We start from the raw sequence: 19,233 nt of genomic DNA, 5'->3' as shown, positions 1-19,233 counted from the left end.
GCCGGCATTAGCTCCGTGCGGTATCGATAGCGGAGCTGATCTGCACGCCGGGTGGGGCCGGCAAGTCGCCCGGAACGAACATGTCTCCCATCAAAGGCAGCGCCGGATCCACGCTATAATGCGTAAACTCGCGCACCCCCTCGTCATAGAGCACCGTGTCGTCAATCAGAAAGTTGCCCGTGAAGGCGCGCGCAGGCTTTGAGAGGATGGCATGGGCTGCGTCGGCCATGCTCTCCGGCTTGCGGCAATGACGCATTCCGTTCTCTCCGAGCAATGCAAATTGGATGGCAGCCGTCGCAATGGCGGTTCGGGGCCAGAGAGCATTGACAGCAATACCGCGATCGGCAAATTCCGCGCTCATGCCGAGCACGCACATGCTCATGCCGAACTTCGCCATGGTGTAGGCGGTGTGCGGCGCGAACCACTTGGGCGTCATGTCAAGCGGCGGAGATATCATCAAGACATGCGGATTAGCTGCCTTCATCAGGTGCGGAAGGCATGCCTTGGTAGTGATGAAGGTCCCGCGTGCGTTGACTTGAGCCATCAAGTCGAAGCGCCGGATATCCGTTTGTAGGGTGCCGGCCAGATGGATCGCTGATGCATTATTGATGCAAATGTCGATGCCGCCGAACGTCTTTGCCGCTTGGGCAACGCCGGCCTCGACGGAGGATTCATCACGGACGTCGACGGCCAGCGGCAACGCCCTGCCCCCAGCTCGCTCGATGGCTTCGGCGGCAGAATAGATCGTGCCGGGAAGATGCCGGTGCGCCTCGACAGTCTTGGCTGCAATTGCAACGTTGGCGCCGTCTTGCGCGGCTCGCAGCGCAATGGCGAGCCCAATGCCTCGGCTTGCGCCGGTAATGAACAGGGTTTTGCCGGTCAGACTCATGAGGCCACGCTGCCCATGCTCAAGGGAAGCGTTCTTAATGCCGACGTGCCCTGCACGCCGCCCGCGCCGCGGATGCGATCAATGAGCCGCGCCGGCTCTTCAGGAATAGCGTCCCCAATCCAGCTGATGTGTCCGTCCGGGCGGACCAAAGCGTAGCGGCGCCCGTAGACGGCGATGGTGTTTGGCTCCGGGATGAGCTGATGACGGATTGGCAGCCCAACCGCGTGCGCCGCACGGGTCAGACCGCCCACAGCAGCACCCACCTCCGATGCGAACTCCAGCAGCACGAACCCACGACCGAATAAGTCTAACGTGGAGTGGCCCGGCGAGAGCCAAACATGAGGTGCGCGGCCGCCGGCCTCGGCTACTTGCACGAAGTTCGCGACATCGGGCTCGGCTCGTTCGAACGATTCAGCGACGACGATCGGCGAATTGCGATAGACCGCCCCAAGATGAATTCCGAACGACCTCCATTCCCGCTGCATGGCCTGCTGGGTATAGGCTCCTGTTGCGCGCCGCGCCGTCTCGCCCGCAGGGCCTTGGTCGAGCAGCATCGGCTCTGGAGGAACCGAGCGCATCGCGGCTAGGTTCGCGGACGCCTGCGACACGTTGCGCATGGCGATCGGGCGCCGCTCTGTGTCGTAGCTTTCCAGGAGTGTGGGGCCGCCCCACCCCTCCAACACAGCTGCGATCTTCCATGACAGATCAACCGCCTCGGCAATGCCCGTATTCATGCCGTATCCGCCGGTCGGAGAGAGCTGATGGGCCGAATCGCCGACGAGGAAGCAGCGCCCGGAGCTGAACTTCGGCGCAGTGATCTCACGACGGGACCACGGCAACCAAGAGAGCACCTCGTAGTCAACATCGGCTCCGATTCCTCGTCGCACAAAAGTGTTGATCTGCGCCTCGCTCCAATTGGGCCAGGTCTCGTCGCCGAGCAGTTGAAGCCGCCAGGTATCGCGCCCGTCTATATTGACGAAGCTTCCCCAAACCCCCTCAGGCCCGACTAACACGTACCGATACGCCCGTTGGGCGAGCGTCTTCTGCGCCAGAGCCGGACACCGAACGAAGATGTTCGTGCTACAACTCAATACCTTGCTGTTTGTCGGACCAAGCGAGAGTCGCTGTGCGACTGTGCTGCTTGCCCCATCGCAGGCGGCAAGGTACTGCGCACGCACGCATAGTGGTTCGCCACCAAGCAGCGGGCGCACGTGAGCGATGACGTGGTCGCCCTTGTCCTCGAATTCCTCTAGGCGGTGCTGATACAGCAACTGGTTGGTCGAGTAGCTCGAAGCTGCGTTCTGGAGTACGGGGTCGAAAAAATTTTGAGGGCATAGCTCGTGCTTTTGCGGGCTAAACGGTGGCGGGACCGCGTGCGCTTTATCAGGGTAGACATCGCGCGCCAGTTCGTGGCCGAGGACCCCCGTCGCATAGACGATGCTGACCGGCAGATCGCGAGGAAACCCGGCCATTTCGATGGCCTCGACAATTCCCCAGCGTCGGCAGAATTCCATAGTGCGAATGCCGACATTGTCCATGCGAGGATGAACCATCCGGGCCGTCGGCCGCTCCTGCTCTATGAGCAGCGCTTCGACACCGCGCCAACCGAGATCGATTGCAAGCGACAAGCCGACCGGCCCTCCGCCGACTATCAAGACGGGCGTATCGATCGTTTCCACGGACATTCCTCCTGAATTGAACTGCTCGCCGGAGACCGTCTGGCCGCACCGGTCAATGGGCTGCGGCGCTAGAGGTGGTGTTTCGGCAGCGACCGAGGCTTTCCAAGAGGCATGCCCCTGCCCTGCATTTTTGAGAATTGGCCGGGCGCGCTGCTCTCCGGAACGTCCCTCTGCGGGCATGCCACTCATTCTTCAGAGGCCCTCGCAATAACCCGAACGCCGGCTGCGCAACGGGGCTTAGTGGGCATTCGACGCCGGGAAGCATCGATTTCCTCCATATGTCATATATTACATATGTGAGTAACAGGCGAATGTGCATATGTCAAATGTTGCCGATGGTAAAAGCTCGCCCTCCAGACTATGCAGGGTCAGGGCAAGGTCACTGAATGCTCCGTAAGAGCGTGATTGTGCTTGGAGATTAGGCGAGCTTGGAACTAGCGATGGCGAAGAAGAAGACGACCGTAAAACGGAAGGCCCCTGCGGCAACTCCTCCAGCAATTCCGACGCTTGGTTATGTCATTCTGACGAGCTTGGCCCACCATCCTCATACCGGTTATGAGCTGACTCAATTGATGGGCCCCCCGCGCAATTACATGTGGGAGGCCAAGCACAGCCAAGTCTATCCGACGCTGCAGCTGCTAGCGGAACACGGCTATGTCACGTTCGAGGACATTGCGCAGGAAAGCAAACCGGACAAGAAGGTCTACGAGGTTACGGAGCGCGGCCTCGAAGCTCTCAAGGAGTGGGCGAGAAAAGGTCCGACCCATGTGCCTGTCCGGGACGAGTTCAGCGTAAAGATGGCGGCATTGCGGTTGCTTCCGCCCAGTGAAGCTGTGGCCGTGCTCAACCGGCAAATCGAGCTCGTTGAAGGAGAGATAGCGGCCATCAACCTACACTTGGTCGATTTTGTTGATCGTTTCCGTTTGCCGGAGCCGGCACAGAGCAATCATCGCCAATTCTGCCTGCTATCTGCCATTCGACTCTCGCGCGACCTGAAGCTGACGGCTATGGAAGCCTATCGAAAATTGGCCGGCGAATTGTCGCGCGCCACTGAGCCAGCCAAGGCATCTAGAGCACAGTCAAAATGAAGACCCTCGGCAGTTTACAGCCATCTGCCGCTGGCCCTTGTTCCAGGGTCTCGTCCCGACGTTGAATTGCCACCATTACCCTGTATAGGGACGCATGGGTGTTCGCTGCATTGGGGCGGCGTCAGGTAACGCGATGGTCGGGCCGCCACGCGGACGATCTGCGCCTATGAACCACGATCCTAAATTCGGCGATCTTCCGACAGCTCAGCGATTGGCAGAACAGGCTGCGAACACACTTAACCGATTTCTGCATATTGAGGCAGTAAGCGGCGCGGTGCTTCTCGTTGCAGCAGCCGCGGCCTTGATCTGGGCGAATTCGACCGCGGCCCCGAGTTACCACCTCTTTTGGACTCTCCCTGTCACCATTGGCCTTGGTGAGTACGTCTTTTCCCAGTCGCTGCATTTCTGGGTGAATGACGCATTGATGACCGTCTTCTTCCTTGTTGTGGGCATGGAGATTCGGCGGGAGGTTCATGAGGGCGCACTGAGCCGCTTTGACCAGGCCGTTCTGCCGCTGATTGCTTCGGCCGGTGGCGTCCTCGTTCCCGCGCTTATCTATCTAAGCCTCAACAATGATGCTGCTCGGGGACACGGCTGGGCCGTGCCGACCGCGACGGACATCGCCTTTGCTGTTGGCGTCCTCGCCCTGCTTGGACGAAGAATCCCGGTCAATGTGCGAGTGTTCCTACTCGCTCTAGCGATCATCGACGACATCATTGCGATTTTGATCATCGCCGTCTTTTACACCGAAACTCTGCAATTAGGCGGCCTTGCTATCGCAGCCGTTGGCGTTCTCGGGGTCTTGGGATTCCAGCGGATGGGGATCGGTGCGGCATCGCCATATGTGGTGCCAGGTTTGTTGGTTTGGGTCGGATTGTTCGTTGCCGGGGTCCACCCAACACTTGCTGGAGTGGTGCTCGGGTTGATGACTCCGGCTCGCCCCATAGCGATGCGAGAACCTCCGCTGGAGGTGGCGTCGCAAGCGCTCGGACAGTTGAAAACTGGCGATGCGATGAAAACAGGAGATCTGCATTTGTTGCAGCAGCCGTTGCGCGACCTTCGCATAGCTCACCGTGAGATTTTGCCGCCCGCGTCGCGCGTGCAGATGGTACTTCATCCGTGGGTAGCTTACGGAGTGATGCCAATGTTTGCGCTGGCGAATTCGGGGGTCAGCATAAAGGGCGCGGATCTACCCGCTGCCGGCCTGCTGGTGACGATGGGCACCGCACTTGCTTTGATAGTGGGAAAGCCGCTTGGCATTTTCGGAGCGGCCTGGATCGCCGTACGATCGGGGTTCTGCTGCCTTGCTCCCGGGGTTTCTTGGGGCGGCGTCTTTCTCGTCGGACTGCTAGCGGGCATCGGCTTCACCATGTCCATCTTCATCTCGATGCTGGCCTTCTCCAGTGAAGGTTTTTTAAGGGCAGCAAAATTGGGCGTGTTGTTGGGCTCGGCCATAGCCGTGACGCTCGGCCTTGGCTGGGGCGCCTTCTACGTGCGACGTTCGTGACGTCGGTTCGTGTCCTTCCAGGCTCGGCACGGCCCGCGATATCGTCGCTGTCACGATCATCGGTCCGGTTTGTTGATCCGACGTAGCCTAGCAAAACCTGCCACCGCGCAGGGCGACATCGGCTCTTTTGCGCTTCCAGATCGGCTACTCCAGCAGAGGAGCTACCAAAGTTTGCGCTCTCACACGGCCATTCAGCCGGCAGTAATCTTGATAGGCTGCCCAGTTGTGCCTGGCGCTTGAAACAGCCCAGCGGCCGGTTAGTTTCTCTCGGGCTTTTAGCCACTCGCTCCCCAAGTCTCAACCGACCGCCGCTTGAAGCACGGCACGGAACCGAATAACGATCTTGATCCGAACCACGGCGCAGCCACCGCTATCAAAGACATGGCCCGAAAAAAGAACCTCCGCTCGGATCCGAAAAAAGCTAAGGGCCTTCCAGCTGGCGGCAGGCTCCGGTCAAAGGGAATGCCGCTGCGTGAACGGGAGGACGGGGAAGAGGCCGGCAACGGCATCCGTGCCATGCTCGTTGGTCTATCAATGCTACAGGCGATCGCGAAGGAGCGCCGGCCGCTTCCGCTTAAGGATGTTGCCACCGTCAGCGGACTCAGCCCGAGCCGGGCTCATAGGTATTTGTCAAGCCTGCTCGCGGCGGGCTTTATGGAGCAGGACGTCAGATCAGGCCATTACGCTTTGGGGCAAGCCGTTGTCGAATTAGGATTGGTTGCCCTCGGTCAATTGGATCACATTCGGATCGGCGTGGATGCGCTCGTCGCCTTCAGTGAGGAGACCGGCTTTGACGGACATCTCTCCGTTTGGGGCTCATTTGGTCCGACGGTGGTGCGTTGGCAATCCGGACGCTTGGGCTATCATTTCCGGATCGACGAAGGCCGCGTGCTCCCGCTCTTATGGTCGGCAACCGGGCGCGTGCTCATGGCCTATCGCGAGGGAGGGGAAATTGCCCCGCTGGTGAAGCAAGAGCTTGCCGTGTGGAATCGCGAGAACCCCGAACAGCAGATTCGGCGCCAGGACGTGACGCGCATGTGTGCGGCGGTTCGCGAGTTCGGTCTCTCAGCATCGGTTCCATCGCAGCAACGCAATGGTCTGCTCGACCCCGTATTTCCCACAGTCATCAGACTAGGATTGGAAACCACAGCAGCGCCGATTTTCGATCATCGCGGCCGTGTGCCAATGGCCCTCACGTTTTTTGGGTCAGTCCATGGTTCGTCCATCAATAGCGAACCTGCACTTCAAAAGAAGCTCCGCGCCGCCGCGCAAGCAGCTTCGCGGCGCCTGGGCGGCCTAGCCGAGCCGCCAACTTAGGAGCATTGGTCTCGCAAGAGCCAGCAGTTGGACGAATGTTGTGGAAGTCCAATCATTGGCTTGCCGCTCGACACGCCGCGCCGCAGCGTCCACATTCGGTCATGGAAGCCAATGGCCGCAGACGAGGTGAAGCCGAGCGCAGGTGGCGGGCTCGCTCCTTCACTCCCCTCCCGTCAGAGACTTGGCCGCGAGCTACGGTCCGGTCGCCTTTCCGAGGCCGCTCTCCTTACCGTCATGCAAGCCCCGACCTGCCATGCTTTACATCAGAGTATTCGGTGCTTCGCTGTGCAATTCGAGTAAAAAATTGCGCTGTTCCAGCGCTTGCAAAATTCCATACTATTTTGATTGGTGGGTTTGACGCCTAGTGACATTGCGTCGGTCGCGACGTGCAGCGTCGGATGCGCCTTGGTTTATGCACCTTAGGCGGCGGCTTTCAGCGGGATGCGAGGAGTACTTCGATGAAACTAGCTTTGTTCAACGAGTTCATACCCGGGGCAATCAAAGAGAATGAAATTGTCGACATCACAAAGCCGGTTTCCGCGCTCGCGAAATGCGGGCCTCAATACCTGATGGAAGGTCTGATGACTAACTGGGCGACCTACCGGCCGCTCTTGGAGGATTACGTGTCGCGCACGAAGGGCCGCCCAGTCTCCGAAGTGCGGCTGAGAGCGCCGCTGCCGCGACCATCTAAAATTCTGTGCGCCGCAGCGAACTATAAAGAGGGGATCGAAGGCAATATCAGCGATCTTGAGTTCTTTCACAAATCGCCATCTGCGATCATTGGCGATGGCGACACAATGATTCTTCCTAAGGTCGAAGTGACCATCGTCCATCACGAATTGGAACTAGGCGTGGTCATAGGCAAGACCTGCAAGGACGTCTCGGAGAGCGAAGCGTTGGATTATGTTTTTGGATACACGATCGTTCAAGACGGGTCCGCACGCGGCATATTGTCGAACGGTCAGATGTCATTTTTCACGCAAAAGAATTGGGATACGTTTGCGCCTCTTGGTCCCTTGGTCGTGACAAAGGATGAAGTGCGGGACCCTCACGATCTGCAGGTCCGGCTTTGGGCCAACGGCGAGCTACGGCAGGACTACCACACAAGTGACATGGCCCATCGAATCCCGGCGCTCATTCACAAGGCCTCGATGTTCAATACGTTCTTCCCAGGCGATATAATCGCGACAGGCTGCAACCGTCAGGGTTTAGGTCCGATGCAGCATGGCGATACCATCGTTCAGGAAATAACGGGGCTCGGTCGGCTGACGACGTTAGTGGAGGACCCTCTCAAGCGCAGCTGGCCATACGGCGTCGATGCCGAGTTTGCAGACTTCGTGAAGAAGCCGCGCACCCAGCGTGGCGCTCTGGGGCCGCCGCGGATCGTCCCCGCGAATTCGCGGCTGCCGACCTAGTTCAAGCGGTCCGACCCGCGGTTCGCACTGTCAGATCTTTCAAAAGGGCTGAGCGGGCTTGGCAGCGCGCCATGCCTGCTCTGTCGACACCGAGCCATCGCGGGCCTGTCTAGGCCCGATCTCATCTGCAAATTAGGCTGGTCGCCTTATCCAAGCGTGCCAGCCTTAGCCTAGCCGTCATGATCCAGTGTCGACTGGACAGGTGACAAGTTCCGTTCGGTAGGACCTCCCTATCACTGATAGGCCCGACCTCCGTCGCAGACATAGTTGCTGCCTGTGATGTACTGAGCCTCCGAACTGACCAGGAACAGCAAGAGATTTGCTATTTCTAGGGGAATTGCCAGCCGCCTCAGCGCGTACCTCGCCAGAAAAGCGTCTTGTTGCGAGGCTGACTTTCCGGCCAAAAATCGGTCCATCATCTCAGTATCGACGGCCCCCGGGCAGACGCAGTTCACTCGTATATCGGGCGCCAACTGGGCAGCAAGTGTCTTGGTAAATTGGATGACGCCGGCCTTTGCGGCTCCGTACGCCGCGCTGCTTACACCGGGTCGTATCCCTGCCAGTGCCGACACGTTGACGATGGCTGCTGCTCGAGTCTTTCGAAGATGTGGCAATGCTGCTCTGCAGACCAGGTAGTGAGACGTAAGGTTGGTGCGAAGACTCGCGTCCCAACGAGCTAAGTCGATATCTTCTAGAACAGCGGCCTCGGCATTGCCGACGCAATTGATGATACCATCGAGACAGCCCATAAGGGCCGCGGCGTCGTTCACCGCGGCAAATGCTTGCGCCTCGTCGGTAAGATCCGCCGCAATAGCGTGTCCTCGCGTCAACCTGGCGACCTCTTTCAAGCAATCGAGCCGCCGTCCGACAACAGTCACCACCGCTCCTTCCTCGGCGCATCGCATGGCGGTGGCATGGCCGATTCCGCTTCCGCCGCCCGAGATCAAAATGTGACGTCCAGCCAGACGGCCAGCCATTATTGTTTAACCTCGCTCGCAGCAGGGTCGCATCGATTGGTGCACGTCGCACTGCTATGTGGCGGCGGTGCGCTTTGAACGGCCCCGCATAGTGGAAAGCTGCACCGAACAGGAGAGATCAGCTGTTTCATAGGTCAGCAAAAGTTGTGTAGCGGCGGGCGTATGCATGCCGCAGGGCTTGAGGGTATCGCCGGAACTTACAATCGGTGCGACTAGCGGAATAGGACAATACTGCGCCGCATACTTGTGCGACGGAAAGAGTTTGGCTTGGGGTTTGCCGCCAGGACTGGGCGCTGCTTGACAAACGACAGAATAGGAAACACGTTTACCAAAATGACAAGGCGGCAGCGCGACGTAGGTCGATGATTGACCGGGCAGTGAGTAGCCCGGAAAGCTCGCCTTAACCCGCAGCGCTCTGGTCGGTTCGACGACTGGTGAGCTTAACCTGCGAATAAAGGATATCGGTCACAGATGTCCAACTACGGGAGGATGGCTATGCGTGCCCTGATTGTCGGAGCCGGAGTGGCCGGACTGGCTACGGCGGTTGCTTTGCGTCGTAACGGCATCGACGTGACCGTCATCGAGCGAGCGGCGGAGTTAAGCGAGGTTGGAGCAGGTGTTGTCCTTGGACCTCATGCTATGCGCGTTCTTGAATCGCTGGGCATTGCGGCGGAGATAAAGCGCTCGGATGAGCCGCCCGAGACGATTACATTTTATGATATGGTGAGCGGTGAGGTACGCAATCGCACCCAACTGGGCGAAGCGGGAGCCAAGCTGTATGGCGCCCCGCTTTACAAGACGCATCGCCGCGATTTGATCGACGCTCTTGCAAGACATTTGGACGGAACGGAGATCCGGCTCAACTGCTCTGTTGTCGATGTGAAGCAAGATGATCGAAGTGTTACCGTCATTCTCGAGAGGGGTGAGGCTGTTCTTGGCGATCTCCTAATCGGAGCCGATGGCCTGCGTTCCAAGGTGCGAAGCGCAATTTTTGGAGAAAGCGAGTCGATATCTACGGGCCTCCTCGCCTGGCGGACCGTTCTACCAACGACGCTTCTCAGCAAAGCGCTAACATTGGATACCAATGTGTGGAGCGGTGCGGGTCGCCACGTGGTTTGCTATCCGATTCGTCGCGGCAAACAGTTTTATGCAGCCTTCTACGTACCTGCCGATGAGATCCATCGTGAGGACTGGGCCACAGCTGGGGATGTCGCGGATTTGCGCGCCTCATTTAAGGACGCCTGCAAAGACGTCCGAGAGATCACTGAGGCTGTAACCGAAGCTTTCATCACGGCGATCAATTATCGTTATCCCCTGCCAGAATGGCATCGCGGGCGAATAGTTCTGATTGGCGACGCGGCCCACCCGGTGCTGCCGACATCCGGCTCCGGTGCGGCGATGGCGCTCGAAGATTCGGTGGCGTTGGCGGCTTGTTTGCACCGGAGCGGGAGCAACTTGGAAGCCGCTTTTTCCGAGTTTCAAGCGCGGCGGAAGCCGCGGACCACTCGGTTGCTTCACCAAAGTCGCGGCGATCTTACGGCATTTCATGAAAAGGCACCCGAGCGTCAGGCGGCTTACGGACGGATGGGGCGGGGCATGCTGAAGCTCGACCAAGCTGGGTATGAGCGGTTTGCGTGGCTCTATGGCTATGATGAAGTCGCCGAATCAAACAAGCCATTCGACCTGTTTAACGCCAGTCCATTGGTGCGGCCGTCGCGGCCGGCCGCCGCCCGCGCGTTCGATCTTTGGTCGAATGCTCTCAAGTTCGAAGATGAAGACTGGATGAGCGAACGGGCTGCTTACGAGCGGTTCATGTCGAGTCTATGTGCGTTGCCAGAGGATGTGTCGGTAGAAACCGTCGACTGCGACGGGGTGCCTGCGTTATGCGTCATTCCCCCCGGCGGGAAAAGTGGTCCTGCCGTTCTTCATCTTCATGGGGGAGGATATGTGTTTGGTTCGGCTAAGAGCTCGGTTTTGCTTGCAGCTGGTCTAGCGCGCGCGATCGGTGGCTGGGCGTTGGTACCCGAGTTCCGACTTGTCCCGGAACATACGCCAATGCAAATGCAGGAGGATGTGCGAGCGGCCTTTGCGTGGCTTTCGCGGCGCGCAGACCCAGTTGCAGTCAGTGGCGAATGCTCGGGCGGTGGTCTTGCTTTAAGTCTCGCCGCAAAGCTCCGTCACGAGAATGTCACTCGGCCCGCCGCCCTTTATCTCCTGTCGCCCTTTGCCGATCTCACGCTGACGGCGGCCAGTATCGACGGCAATAGACGAACCGAGCCCTGGATGACCCGGCGGCGACTACTGACTTTGGCTGGTGCGTTCATCCAAGACCGAGAGCCCGATGATCCCGCCATTTCGCCGCTTCGCGGAAATCTTGCCGGGCTACCACCGATGCGCGTCTTTGCGGCGCGTGGAGAAGCCCTCGCTGACGACGCTCGTGCATTGGTCGCTGCTGCTAAATCGGCGGGCGGAGATGCCGAACTGCACTTGTTCGACGATAGCATTCATAGTTTTGCGCTGTTCGAGTTTCTGCCGGAGACGGACGAGTTCTTTCGCGCGATTCGGCGCCACGCCCACTCCAACACTTACGTCGGGGCGACGCCATAGGGTTAGGGCATAAGCCGGCGGCTTGGCTGCCCTAACCGCTCTATCTGGATAGGAGAGAATAATATGCGGCTCTGTCGTTTCGATGGAAATCAGCTTGGTATCGTGCGAGATGGCGAAATTCTCGTCGTTACCGAGGCGCTGGACGTGCTGCCCAGCCTCAAGTGGCCGTTTCCGCAGCACGACATCATGATCGAGCATTTGGACCGCGTCATCGCCAAGGCACAGGAGCTGGCCGGGCGCGCTCGACGCATTCCCGTGAGCTCGGTTCGGCTTGATAGCCCCGTCGCTAATCCGTCTAAGATCATCGCTGCCCCTGTCAACTATCAGCTCCATCTCGACGAGGGGACGAACAATCAAGAATTGCGGCAGGGCCGATCGGAGGTTCAGACGATCGACAGAGCCGGTCTTTTTTTGAAGGCCAATAGTTCGCTAGTGGGCCCGGGATCGCTGATCAGACTGGGCGATCCGACGCGAAGGCACGACCCCGAAGCCGAGTTGGGTGTTGTTATAGGTCGACGGGGTCGCAACATCCCGCAGGCAGACGCCTTGCAGTATGTCGCTGGGTACGCCGTTGCTGTCGACGCGGTTGTCCGTGGTCCCGAAGAGCGGAGCCTGCGGAAATCAATCGACACCTATTCCGTCTTGGGACCCTGGTTGGTTACGCGAGATGAGATTCCCGATCCCGGGGTTCTTGACCTTTATCTGAGCATAAACGGCAAGGAGAAGCAGCGATCGAATACGCGACACCTCATATGGTCGGTTCCCAAGCTGATCGCGTTCGCGTCCGCCTATTATACACTTCATCCCGGCGACATCATCATGAGCGGCACTCCCGAAGGAGTATCCGAAATTGTACCGGGCGACCGCGTCGTCGTTGGCGTACAGGATATTGGCGAAATGACGCTCCTGATCGAGGCCGGCGATTGGTCGGCGGACGAAATGCTCCGATCACCGCGCATAGCCAAAAATTAGAGGAGGCGCAGTCCTCGTCCTGCAATTTCATGCTAGCCGGCAGGTCTAATCAACCGCAGCGTGGCGGCAAGCTCGAACTAAAGTTGAGGAACCAAAATGTCGAACAGCACGGCTCAGCCAGATCCGAAACATGCCGATCCCACAGCCGAGCGGGCCGATCGTATGAAGCGGCTGAGTATCATTCCCATCTGGAATACCAGCGGGGTCGCCGAAGAGATGGGCTACAAGGCGCGCGGCCATGTATGGCGGTGGCGCGACTTGCACGCTGAGTTCGAGGAAGCTGTTAAGACATCATTGGCCGGGCCGGGCACTGAGCGCCGAATTCTTCTGTTTGAGAATCCCGGGATGCCACGGTCCGCAGCAGCAACGCCTACGCTCAATGGCGCGTTGCAGATGATCCTACCTGGCGAAGTCGCACCGGCGCACCGGCACACCTATTCAGCGCTGCGCTTCATCTTGTCGGGAAGTGGTGCGTTCACGGTCGTCGATGGCACGCGCGCGGATATGCACGAGCTTGATCTTTTGCTCACGCCTGGAGGGTGCTGGCATAGTCACGCGCACAATGGCGGGACGGAGCCAATGGTTTGGTTCGATGCGCTCGATACCCCATTCGTTTCATACATGCGAGCCGATTGTTTCGAGATGCATCCTAGCAAATCCTTAGAACCCTATACCAATACTGTGGGCTCTTACGAAGATATTGGCGCGCTCGGAATGCTACAAGGTCGGACGCGCGCGCAACCGCCGGCCTCGCCCCAGTTGGTGTACAAATGGGCTGCCGCCGAAGCAATGATACAAGCCGGACTGGACCGCGACGATGATGACCCGTACGAGGGTGTCGTTTACGAATACGTAAATCCTATCACGGGTGGGCATGTCATGCCGACAATCGCCTGTCACGTGAACGGATTCCGTAAAGGCTTCCACTCGAAGGCACGACGACGCACATCGAGTAGTCTTTGTGTTGTTGCGAAGGGAAGCGGTGCCACCATTATCGATGGCGTCAAGCACGAATGGTCAGAGCGCGATGTGATCGCAGAGCCGGCTTGGTCGTGGTGCGAATATATTGCGTATGAGAAATCGATTCTGTTCCGGACAAGCGATCAGCCTATATTGGAACCTTTCGGTTTGGCTCGCCAAGAAGATCATCCGAACGGACGTCAATAGGCAGCTTTCGCCTCTTGCAATCGTTGTGCCCGGCGTAGTTGTTTGCGCAGGCAATACCCGTTGGCTCGCTCCGCGTTTCCAGAAAGTTGCTCTTGTAGATAGCGCAGGCCTGATGCAGGCCGATCGTTCTATTTTGCGTGGACCGCGAGTACTTAAGCGCATCTGACGCACAGCATCGATTTGCTAGCCGGGCAAAAGGGGTGTTTGCAATTTTCTCCTATTGGGCAATGTCCGAGGTTCTTAACTTCCCAAAGCTCGTGTACGGCTCGCTCACCTCGTGAGAATTCAAGCCCCTTGGGACAAGTCGATTAGCGCCATGGCAAACAGCGAAACTCTGTTCGACAAGATCTGGCTGTCGCATGTTATCCGGGAGATTGAAGATGGCGTGTTTCTTCTTCATGTGGACCGGCACATGGTTCATGAATGCACATCGGCTGCCGCCTTCGAGGGCTTGAAGCGTGCTGGCCGCAAGACCCGTAATCCCGAACTGACCTATGCTGTTGTCGATCACATCCTTTCCACGGCGAAAGGTCGTACGGGAGAGACGTTCGCTGGTGGTCGGGAATTCGTGCAGCTGTTACGTGAAAATTGTCAGGCTCATAAGATTGAACTCATTGATGTTGACGATCCTCGGCAAGGCATTGTCCATGTAATCGCACCTGAGCTCGGCATCGTCTTGCCCGGCACAACACTGGTATGCGGCGACAGCCATACGGCAACGTGTGGAGGACTTGGTTGTTGGGCTTGGGGCATTGGCACCAGCGAGGTGGAGCATGTGCTCGCGACCCAGACAATCGTCCAGCGGCGGCCGAAACGCATGCGTATCAATTTCGAAGGCAAGCTCAACCGAGGGGTATACGCCAAGGATCTCATTTTGAGATTGATTGGTCAGATCGGCGTTGCGGCGGGACGTGGCTACGCTGTGGAATATGCCGGCAGCGTCATACGGTCTTTGTCGATAGAAGAACGCCAAACCATCTGCAATATGTCGATCGAGTTCGGTGCGAGAGCTGGACTTATAGCTGCCGATGACGTCACATTCGAATATCTCCACGATCTGCCTTATTCGCCCAAGGGAGAAATGTGGGAACAGTCATTGGCTTACTGGCGTTCGCTCCCGACCGACCCAGAAGCGGTTTTCGATCGAGAGGTCGATGTTGATTGCACGAGCATCGGCCCGCAGGTCACCTGGGGGACGACCCCCGAGGATGTTGGCAGCGTCAGCGATCCGATTCCTGATCCCGCGGCGGTTAACGACCTTGCGCGTCGCGCCGCAATGGACCGTTCGCTGACTTATCTCGGTCTTGAGGCCGGTCAGTCTCTCGAAGGGCTCACCGTCGACGTGGCGTTTATCGGTTCATGCACCAACAGCCGCCTTTCCGATATAGAGGCTGCCGCCGAAGTCGTGCGGGGGCGCAAGGTCGCTTCGCATGTACGCGCGCTTGTGGTACCCGGCTCAGCGCAGGTTAAACATGCCGCTGAATCTCTGGGGCTCGACAAAGTCTTCCTGGAAGCTGGGTTTGAGTGGCGGGAGGCCGGATGTTCCATGTGCGTCGCCATCAATGATGACTTTGTAGGACCCGGTAAGCGTTGCATCTCTACGTCGAACCGCAATTTCGAGGGGCGCCAAGGCCAAAAGAGTCGCACCCACCTAGCCAGTCCCGCCTCGGTGGCCGCCGCTGCGATTGCCGGGGCGGTAACGGACGTCAGAAGGTACTTAACCTAGGCCGCCGGAGAATTCGTATGGAGAAATACACACGTGTCGAGGGTGTCGCGGCCAGTTTCCCGCGCCCTAACATCGATACAGACGCGATCATTTCGGTCGCTTGGCAACGCAGCTTGAAGAGCAATCCGGGGGAAGGCCTGTTTGCGATCTGGCGGTATGATCTGCAAGGCCAAGAGGTGCCGGACTTTATCTTGAACCGCGCCCCCTTTCGCAAGAGCAAAGTTATTGTTGCGGGAGCCAATTTTGGTTGTGGCAGCTCCCGCGAGTTCGCGGTTTGGGCCCTGGTACGGTTCGGTATTCGCTGCGTGATTGCACCCACCTTTGGCGACATTTTTTACGAAAACTCGTTCAAGAACGGGCTGCTACTCGTCACGTTACCGCAGGCAGAGGTTGATGAGATCCATCACCACCTGGCGACCACGAACGATCCGACGATGTCGGTGGATCTCGAAAGCTGCACCATCGAATTACCGAACGACAGGACAATCGCTTTTAACATTCCAACTGCCCGTCGCGCAACGCTGCTAGAGGGCCTCGACGAGATTGGTCAAACGCTAAGATTCGTCGCCGACATTGAGGACTTCCAGCAGAAGAGCCGAGCGTGCCAGCCCTGGTTATACGCGCGACCTGAACCTCGGCATTCTCCCTGAGTGGGGCCGACGAACCAGAGTTGCGCGGTTAGGCGAATCTAAAGCGTTTTTGTCAGACCTGCATCCGCATCGATAGCAGCCCCTTGCAGGAGACGACCGCGATCTGACAAGACAAATCTAACCAGCGCCGCGATATCCTCAGGCTCGCCGATTCGCGCAATGCGCAACTCGCGGCTGAGCTGATATTCCATTTCGGCAGGGTCGATGCGTCGTTCGCGGCTCTCCAGCGTCAGGCGCTTTGTCAATCTGTCTGTCCTCACCAAGCCGGGATTGATACAATTGACCCTCACGCCGTCCCTAATGCCAAGCTCGGCGAGGAATTTGCTGAAACTATTGAGTGCGGCATTCACTGGCGAACCGATAGCGAAATAGATGTCGGGTGTTCGGCCGCCTGCACCGGCGATATTCACGACGGATCCACTCGTCTGAACAAGTGTAGGCCAGGCCGCCCGACAGAGGCGCATTGCACCAAAGAATTTTAGGCCGAAACCATCCTCCCAATCACTATCGGGCAGCTCCAGGAAGTGCCCCCGCGTGGTCGCACCGGCGTTGTTGACAAGAATATCAATCTTCTGAAAAGCGGCCAAGGCCCGGTCGATCGTCCAGGAAACGGTTTCCACGTTTCGCAGGTCGCCAGCAACGACCTCTACCCTTGTTCCAAATGATCGTGCGCGTTCGGCAACGCTGTTGAGCATGGCCTCATCCCGGGCGACGATAACGGAATCGACGCCTGCTTGCGCGAGCTCGAGCGCAATGGCAGCACCGATGCCTCGGCTTGCGCCCGTTACGATCGCAACCTTGCCCCGGAGGGACGCATCTTCGCCTCCCGCCAGGCGAGGCTCCTGTTTGGTGTGTCCTGTCATCGTGGAAGTCTCCGTGTCTGGTCGATTGAATGGGATTGTTGACAGAACCGGCCACACGCATCGGGACGCAACATTAGTCTGAGCTGCCCAGATGTGTGCCTTGCGAGCTCGGTTGAGTAAAAGGCCAGGCTCGACCGGCCTTGGCGCCTGTCGAGATCTACTCCATGTCGTCACGTCGGACACTGACCCAGCGAACCAAGAGACCACGCGCTTGGCTGAGTGCACTATGGCATGGCGCACCCTTTGGCTAGCTAAGGTGGCCACTCGTCATGCGACCTCGTCCATGAAAGAAGAGTGCGACGTTCTCCTCTGGCTTGAGCAGTACTAGCCCTGAGGCCCGCCGTGTCGCCACAGGATTTTGCGCGAGTACAGGGTTTTAGGCGCTGATCCGCTAGCAAGAAATTGCAATGCTATCGGGGCAGCCCATCGTGCAATTTTCTCCTAGTGATGCCGGCGCCTGTCGGTTGATAGTACACGTGCTTTATGAAACGTGCTGAGTCCAACGATGGTCTTCTGCACTGGAGCGACCTTCACTAACCGCTTTCACGGTTGTCGGACTCGCGTCGTTGCCGTACTCGCATCATTGGGTGTCTTTTGAAAGCTCGTATTCCTCTGCGCAAGGTCATGGAAGCCGGACGACCGCTCGTCCTTCCGGTTGCTCAAGATGCTTTTGCCGCCCGGCTGATAGGGCGGGCTGGGTTCAAAGCGTTTGCAATTGGTGGGTCGGCAATGCTTGCTGCCCGTTACGGGTTGCCGGACCTAGGCATTGCGGCGCTTGGCGAGATGGTCGCCGGTATTCAGGATATTGCGGCGGCCTCCGATCTACCCTTCATCACCGATGGCGATGACGGCTACGGTGACATCAAGAGCGTTGTTCGCATGATCCGCGCGTACGAGGCGCTTGGTGTTGGCGCCGTGATCCTGGAGGACCAGGCTCGCCCGAGCAAGCAACCCGGCGATAATCCTGCTCCTGCTGTTGTCGCGATGGCAGAATTCGAAACAAAGCTTCGGGCAGCTGTTGATGCCCGCAGTTCAGGCGACATGTTGATTATCGCCCGCACGGACTCCTTAACAACGCTTGGCCTAGATGGCGCCCTAAAGCGAGCGGAGCGCAGCTTAGCCGCGGGCGCGGATGGTGTATTTATTCCAGGATTGAAAGCACATGACGATCTCGTGACGGTTGGGAGTGCCTTCCGGGGGAAACACCAGCTGCTTGCCCTAACTGAAGATGGGAAAGCGCAACTGCCGCGGGCACAAGATCTCTTTGTGATGGGCTACGATCTTATCGCTTATCCGAGTTATTTGATGCTGCGGACCACAGAAGCGATGGCGAGCGCGCTCGCAGGGTTGTTGTTGTCCACGGCCGACGGGTCCCCTCTCCCGGCACTGGCCGATTTTCCGGCGGCTCGCGCGGCCTTTGCTGAGGCGGTCGGACTTCGAGACTGGCAGGCGCTCGACAAAGTTGCCCGGTCCCAGGCCTCTGCGCCCGCCACGTAACTCGTCCGCGGTTCCGCATTTTCGGACTGCTGCGATGGAAATCTCGGTGCTAGAGCAAGCAAGGATAGTTTAGTGCAGATTTCGCTGAAAAGCCGAACCGCAATCGTAACGGGCGGAAGCCGAGGCATTGGCCGAGCGATAGCTCTGGCGTTCGCCGAGGCCGGCGCTTCTGTTGCAATTCTCGCCCGAGATAAACAACAAGTGAGTGATACCGCCGACCAGATAAGTAGCACAACCGGTCAGCGCGTGATTGGAATCTCATGTGATCTCGGAAACAAATTGCAGATTGACCAGGCCTGGTCGAGGCTCTCCCCCGACTTCAGTCATGTTGACGTCCTCGTTAACAACGCAGGCAACGCTGCCCAGGAGCCAATATCGGGAGTTGAGTGGGACGCACTCCAGTCCGATTTCATGCTGAAAGTCGGAGGGGCACTTTACTTAACTCAGCGTTGCCTCTCTGGAATGCGAGCAAGACGCTGGGGACGAGTTGTCAATATTCTCAGCATTGCGGCAAAGGCCGGTACCGGCGCCGCTCCGTCGGCGCTGAGCCGGGCGGCCGGCCTATCCATGACGAAGCTGCTGGCTAACGAATGCGCGCCGGATAACGTCCTTATCAACGCCATCTGCCTTGGATCGATCGAAACCGACCAGTGGAAACGAATGCACCGGTCCACCGCACCGCAAGCGAGCTACGAAGACTTCGTTTTGCAGAAAGGAAAGAGCGTGCGTCTCGGTCGGCTTGGAACTGTGACCGAGGTTGCGAATGTGGCCTGCTTTCTAGCCTCGGACCTAGCCTCGTTCGTAACGGGAACAGCCATTAATGTCGATGGAGGCAATTGTCCCGTACCGTAACCTCGGCACTGGTATCGTTGCCGGTAG

General features: G+C 58.4%; 15 protein-coding genes. 11 read left to right on the top strand and 4 right to left on the bottom strand.

What is annotated here, in order from left to right; all coding sequences use genetic code 11:
- Positions 1-7 precede the first annotated feature (7 nt).
- Entirely contained in the window at positions 8-889 is an 882-nt protein-coding gene (locus X268_RS38370; protein WP_128930000.1) for an SDR family oxidoreductase, read from the bottom strand.
- Positions 886-2,568, bottom strand: coding sequence for an FAD-dependent oxidoreductase (locus tag X268_RS38365; protein ID WP_164933585.1), 1,683 nt, complete (start codon positions 2,566-2,568; stop codon positions 886-888). Before X268_RS38365 ends, X268_RS38370 begins: the two co-directional genes overlap by 4 nt.
- Before the next feature lie 440 nt (positions 2,569-3,008).
- Between X268_RS38365 and X268_RS38360 the strand changes: the two genes are divergently transcribed.
- The 4 genes from X268_RS38360 to X268_RS38345 all read left to right on the top strand — a co-directional run bounded on the left by X268_RS38360 (position 3,009) and on the right by X268_RS38345 (position 7,895).
- Positions 3,009-3,656 carry a PadR family transcriptional regulator gene (locus X268_RS38360; protein WP_128929998.1) on the top strand — a complete coding sequence of 216 codons (648 nt, stop codon included), beginning with the start codon at positions 3,009-3,011 and terminating at the stop codon, positions 3,654-3,656.
- A gap of 166 nt (positions 3,657-3,822) precedes the next feature.
- A complete protein-coding gene (nhaA, locus tag X268_RS38355) occupies positions 3,823-5,163 on the top strand; it encodes a Na+/H+ antiporter NhaA (RefSeq protein WP_128929997.1) in 1,341 nt (446 codons plus the stop codon).
- A 312-nt stretch (positions 5,164-5,475) separates the two neighbouring features.
- Complete coding sequence (locus X268_RS38350; protein ID WP_128929996.1) at positions 5,476-6,480, top strand: IclR family transcriptional regulator; 1,005 nt, start codon at positions 5,476-5,478, stop codon at positions 6,478-6,480.
- Between the two features lie 458 nt (positions 6,481-6,938).
- Entirely contained in the window at positions 6,939-7,895 is a 957-nt protein-coding gene (locus X268_RS38345) for a fumarylacetoacetate hydrolase family protein (protein ID WP_164933584.1), read from the top strand.
- A 233-nt stretch (positions 7,896-8,128) separates the two neighbouring features.
- Here the strand turns inward: X268_RS38345 and X268_RS38340 are convergent, their stop codons facing one another.
- Positions 8,129-8,872: an SDR family NAD(P)-dependent oxidoreductase gene (locus X268_RS38340; protein WP_128929994.1), complete on the bottom strand. Its 744-nt coding sequence runs from the start codon at positions 8,870-8,872 to the stop codon at positions 8,129-8,131.
- 495 nt (positions 8,873-9,367) lie between these two features.
- Here X268_RS38340 and X268_RS38335 point away from each other — a divergent pair, with 495 nt between their 5' ends.
- The 5 genes from X268_RS38335 (at position 9,368) to leuD (ending at position 15,994) form a co-directional block, all read left to right on the top strand.
- On the top strand, positions 9,368-11,479 hold the full coding sequence (locus tag X268_RS38335) for an FAD-dependent monooxygenase (RefSeq protein WP_164933583.1): 2,112 nt from the start codon (positions 9,368-9,370) through the stop codon (positions 11,477-11,479).
- A 63-nt stretch (positions 11,480-11,542) separates the two neighbouring features.
- Positions 11,543-12,451: a fumarylacetoacetate hydrolase family protein gene (locus tag X268_RS38330; protein ID WP_128929992.1), complete on the top strand. Its 909-nt coding sequence runs from the start codon at positions 11,543-11,545 to the stop codon at positions 12,449-12,451.
- 96 nt (positions 12,452-12,547) lie between these two features.
- Positions 12,548-13,618: a cupin domain-containing protein gene (locus X268_RS38325; RefSeq protein ID WP_128929991.1), complete on the top strand. Its 1,071-nt coding sequence runs from the start codon at positions 12,548-12,550 to the stop codon at positions 13,616-13,618.
- Between the two features lie 316 nt (positions 13,619-13,934).
- Positions 13,935-15,344, top strand: coding sequence for a 3-isopropylmalate dehydratase large subunit (gene leuC, locus X268_RS38320; protein WP_128929990.1), 1,410 nt, complete (start codon positions 13,935-13,937; stop codon positions 15,342-15,344).
- Between the two features lie 17 nt (positions 15,345-15,361).
- Positions 15,362-15,994 (top strand): 3-isopropylmalate dehydratase small subunit, encoded by a 633-nt coding sequence (leuD, locus tag X268_RS38315; RefSeq protein WP_128929989.1) that lies wholly within the window; start codon positions 15,362-15,364, stop codon positions 15,992-15,994.
- Between the two features lie 38 nt (positions 15,995-16,032).
- Here the strand turns inward: leuD and X268_RS38310 are convergent, their stop codons facing one another.
- Positions 16,033-16,857, bottom strand: a complete 825-nt coding sequence (locus X268_RS38310) for an SDR family NAD(P)-dependent oxidoreductase (protein ID WP_128929988.1) — start codon at positions 16,855-16,857, stop codon at positions 16,033-16,035.
- A gap of 594 nt (positions 16,858-17,451) precedes the next feature.
- Between X268_RS38310 and X268_RS38305 the strand changes: the two genes are divergently transcribed.
- The gene (locus X268_RS38305) at positions 17,452-18,354 is read left to right on the top strand and encodes an isocitrate lyase/PEP mutase family protein (RefSeq protein WP_128929987.1); all 903 of its coding nucleotides are present in this window, start codon (positions 17,452-17,454) and stop codon (positions 18,352-18,354) included.
- A 72-nt stretch (positions 18,355-18,426) separates the two neighbouring features.
- Positions 18,427-19,206: an SDR family NAD(P)-dependent oxidoreductase gene (locus tag X268_RS38300; protein WP_128929986.1), complete on the top strand. Its 780-nt coding sequence runs from the start codon at positions 18,427-18,429 to the stop codon at positions 19,204-19,206.
- Positions 19,207-19,233: the final 27 nt, after the last annotated feature.

The sequence above is a fragment of the Bradyrhizobium guangxiense genome, from assembly GCF_004114915.1.
Classification (GTDB): domain Bacteria; phylum Pseudomonadota; class Alphaproteobacteria; order Rhizobiales; family Xanthobacteraceae; genus Bradyrhizobium; species Bradyrhizobium guangxiense.
Note: the sequence above shows the minus strand (reverse complement) of the source record. Positions and strands in the feature narration are given on the sequence as shown.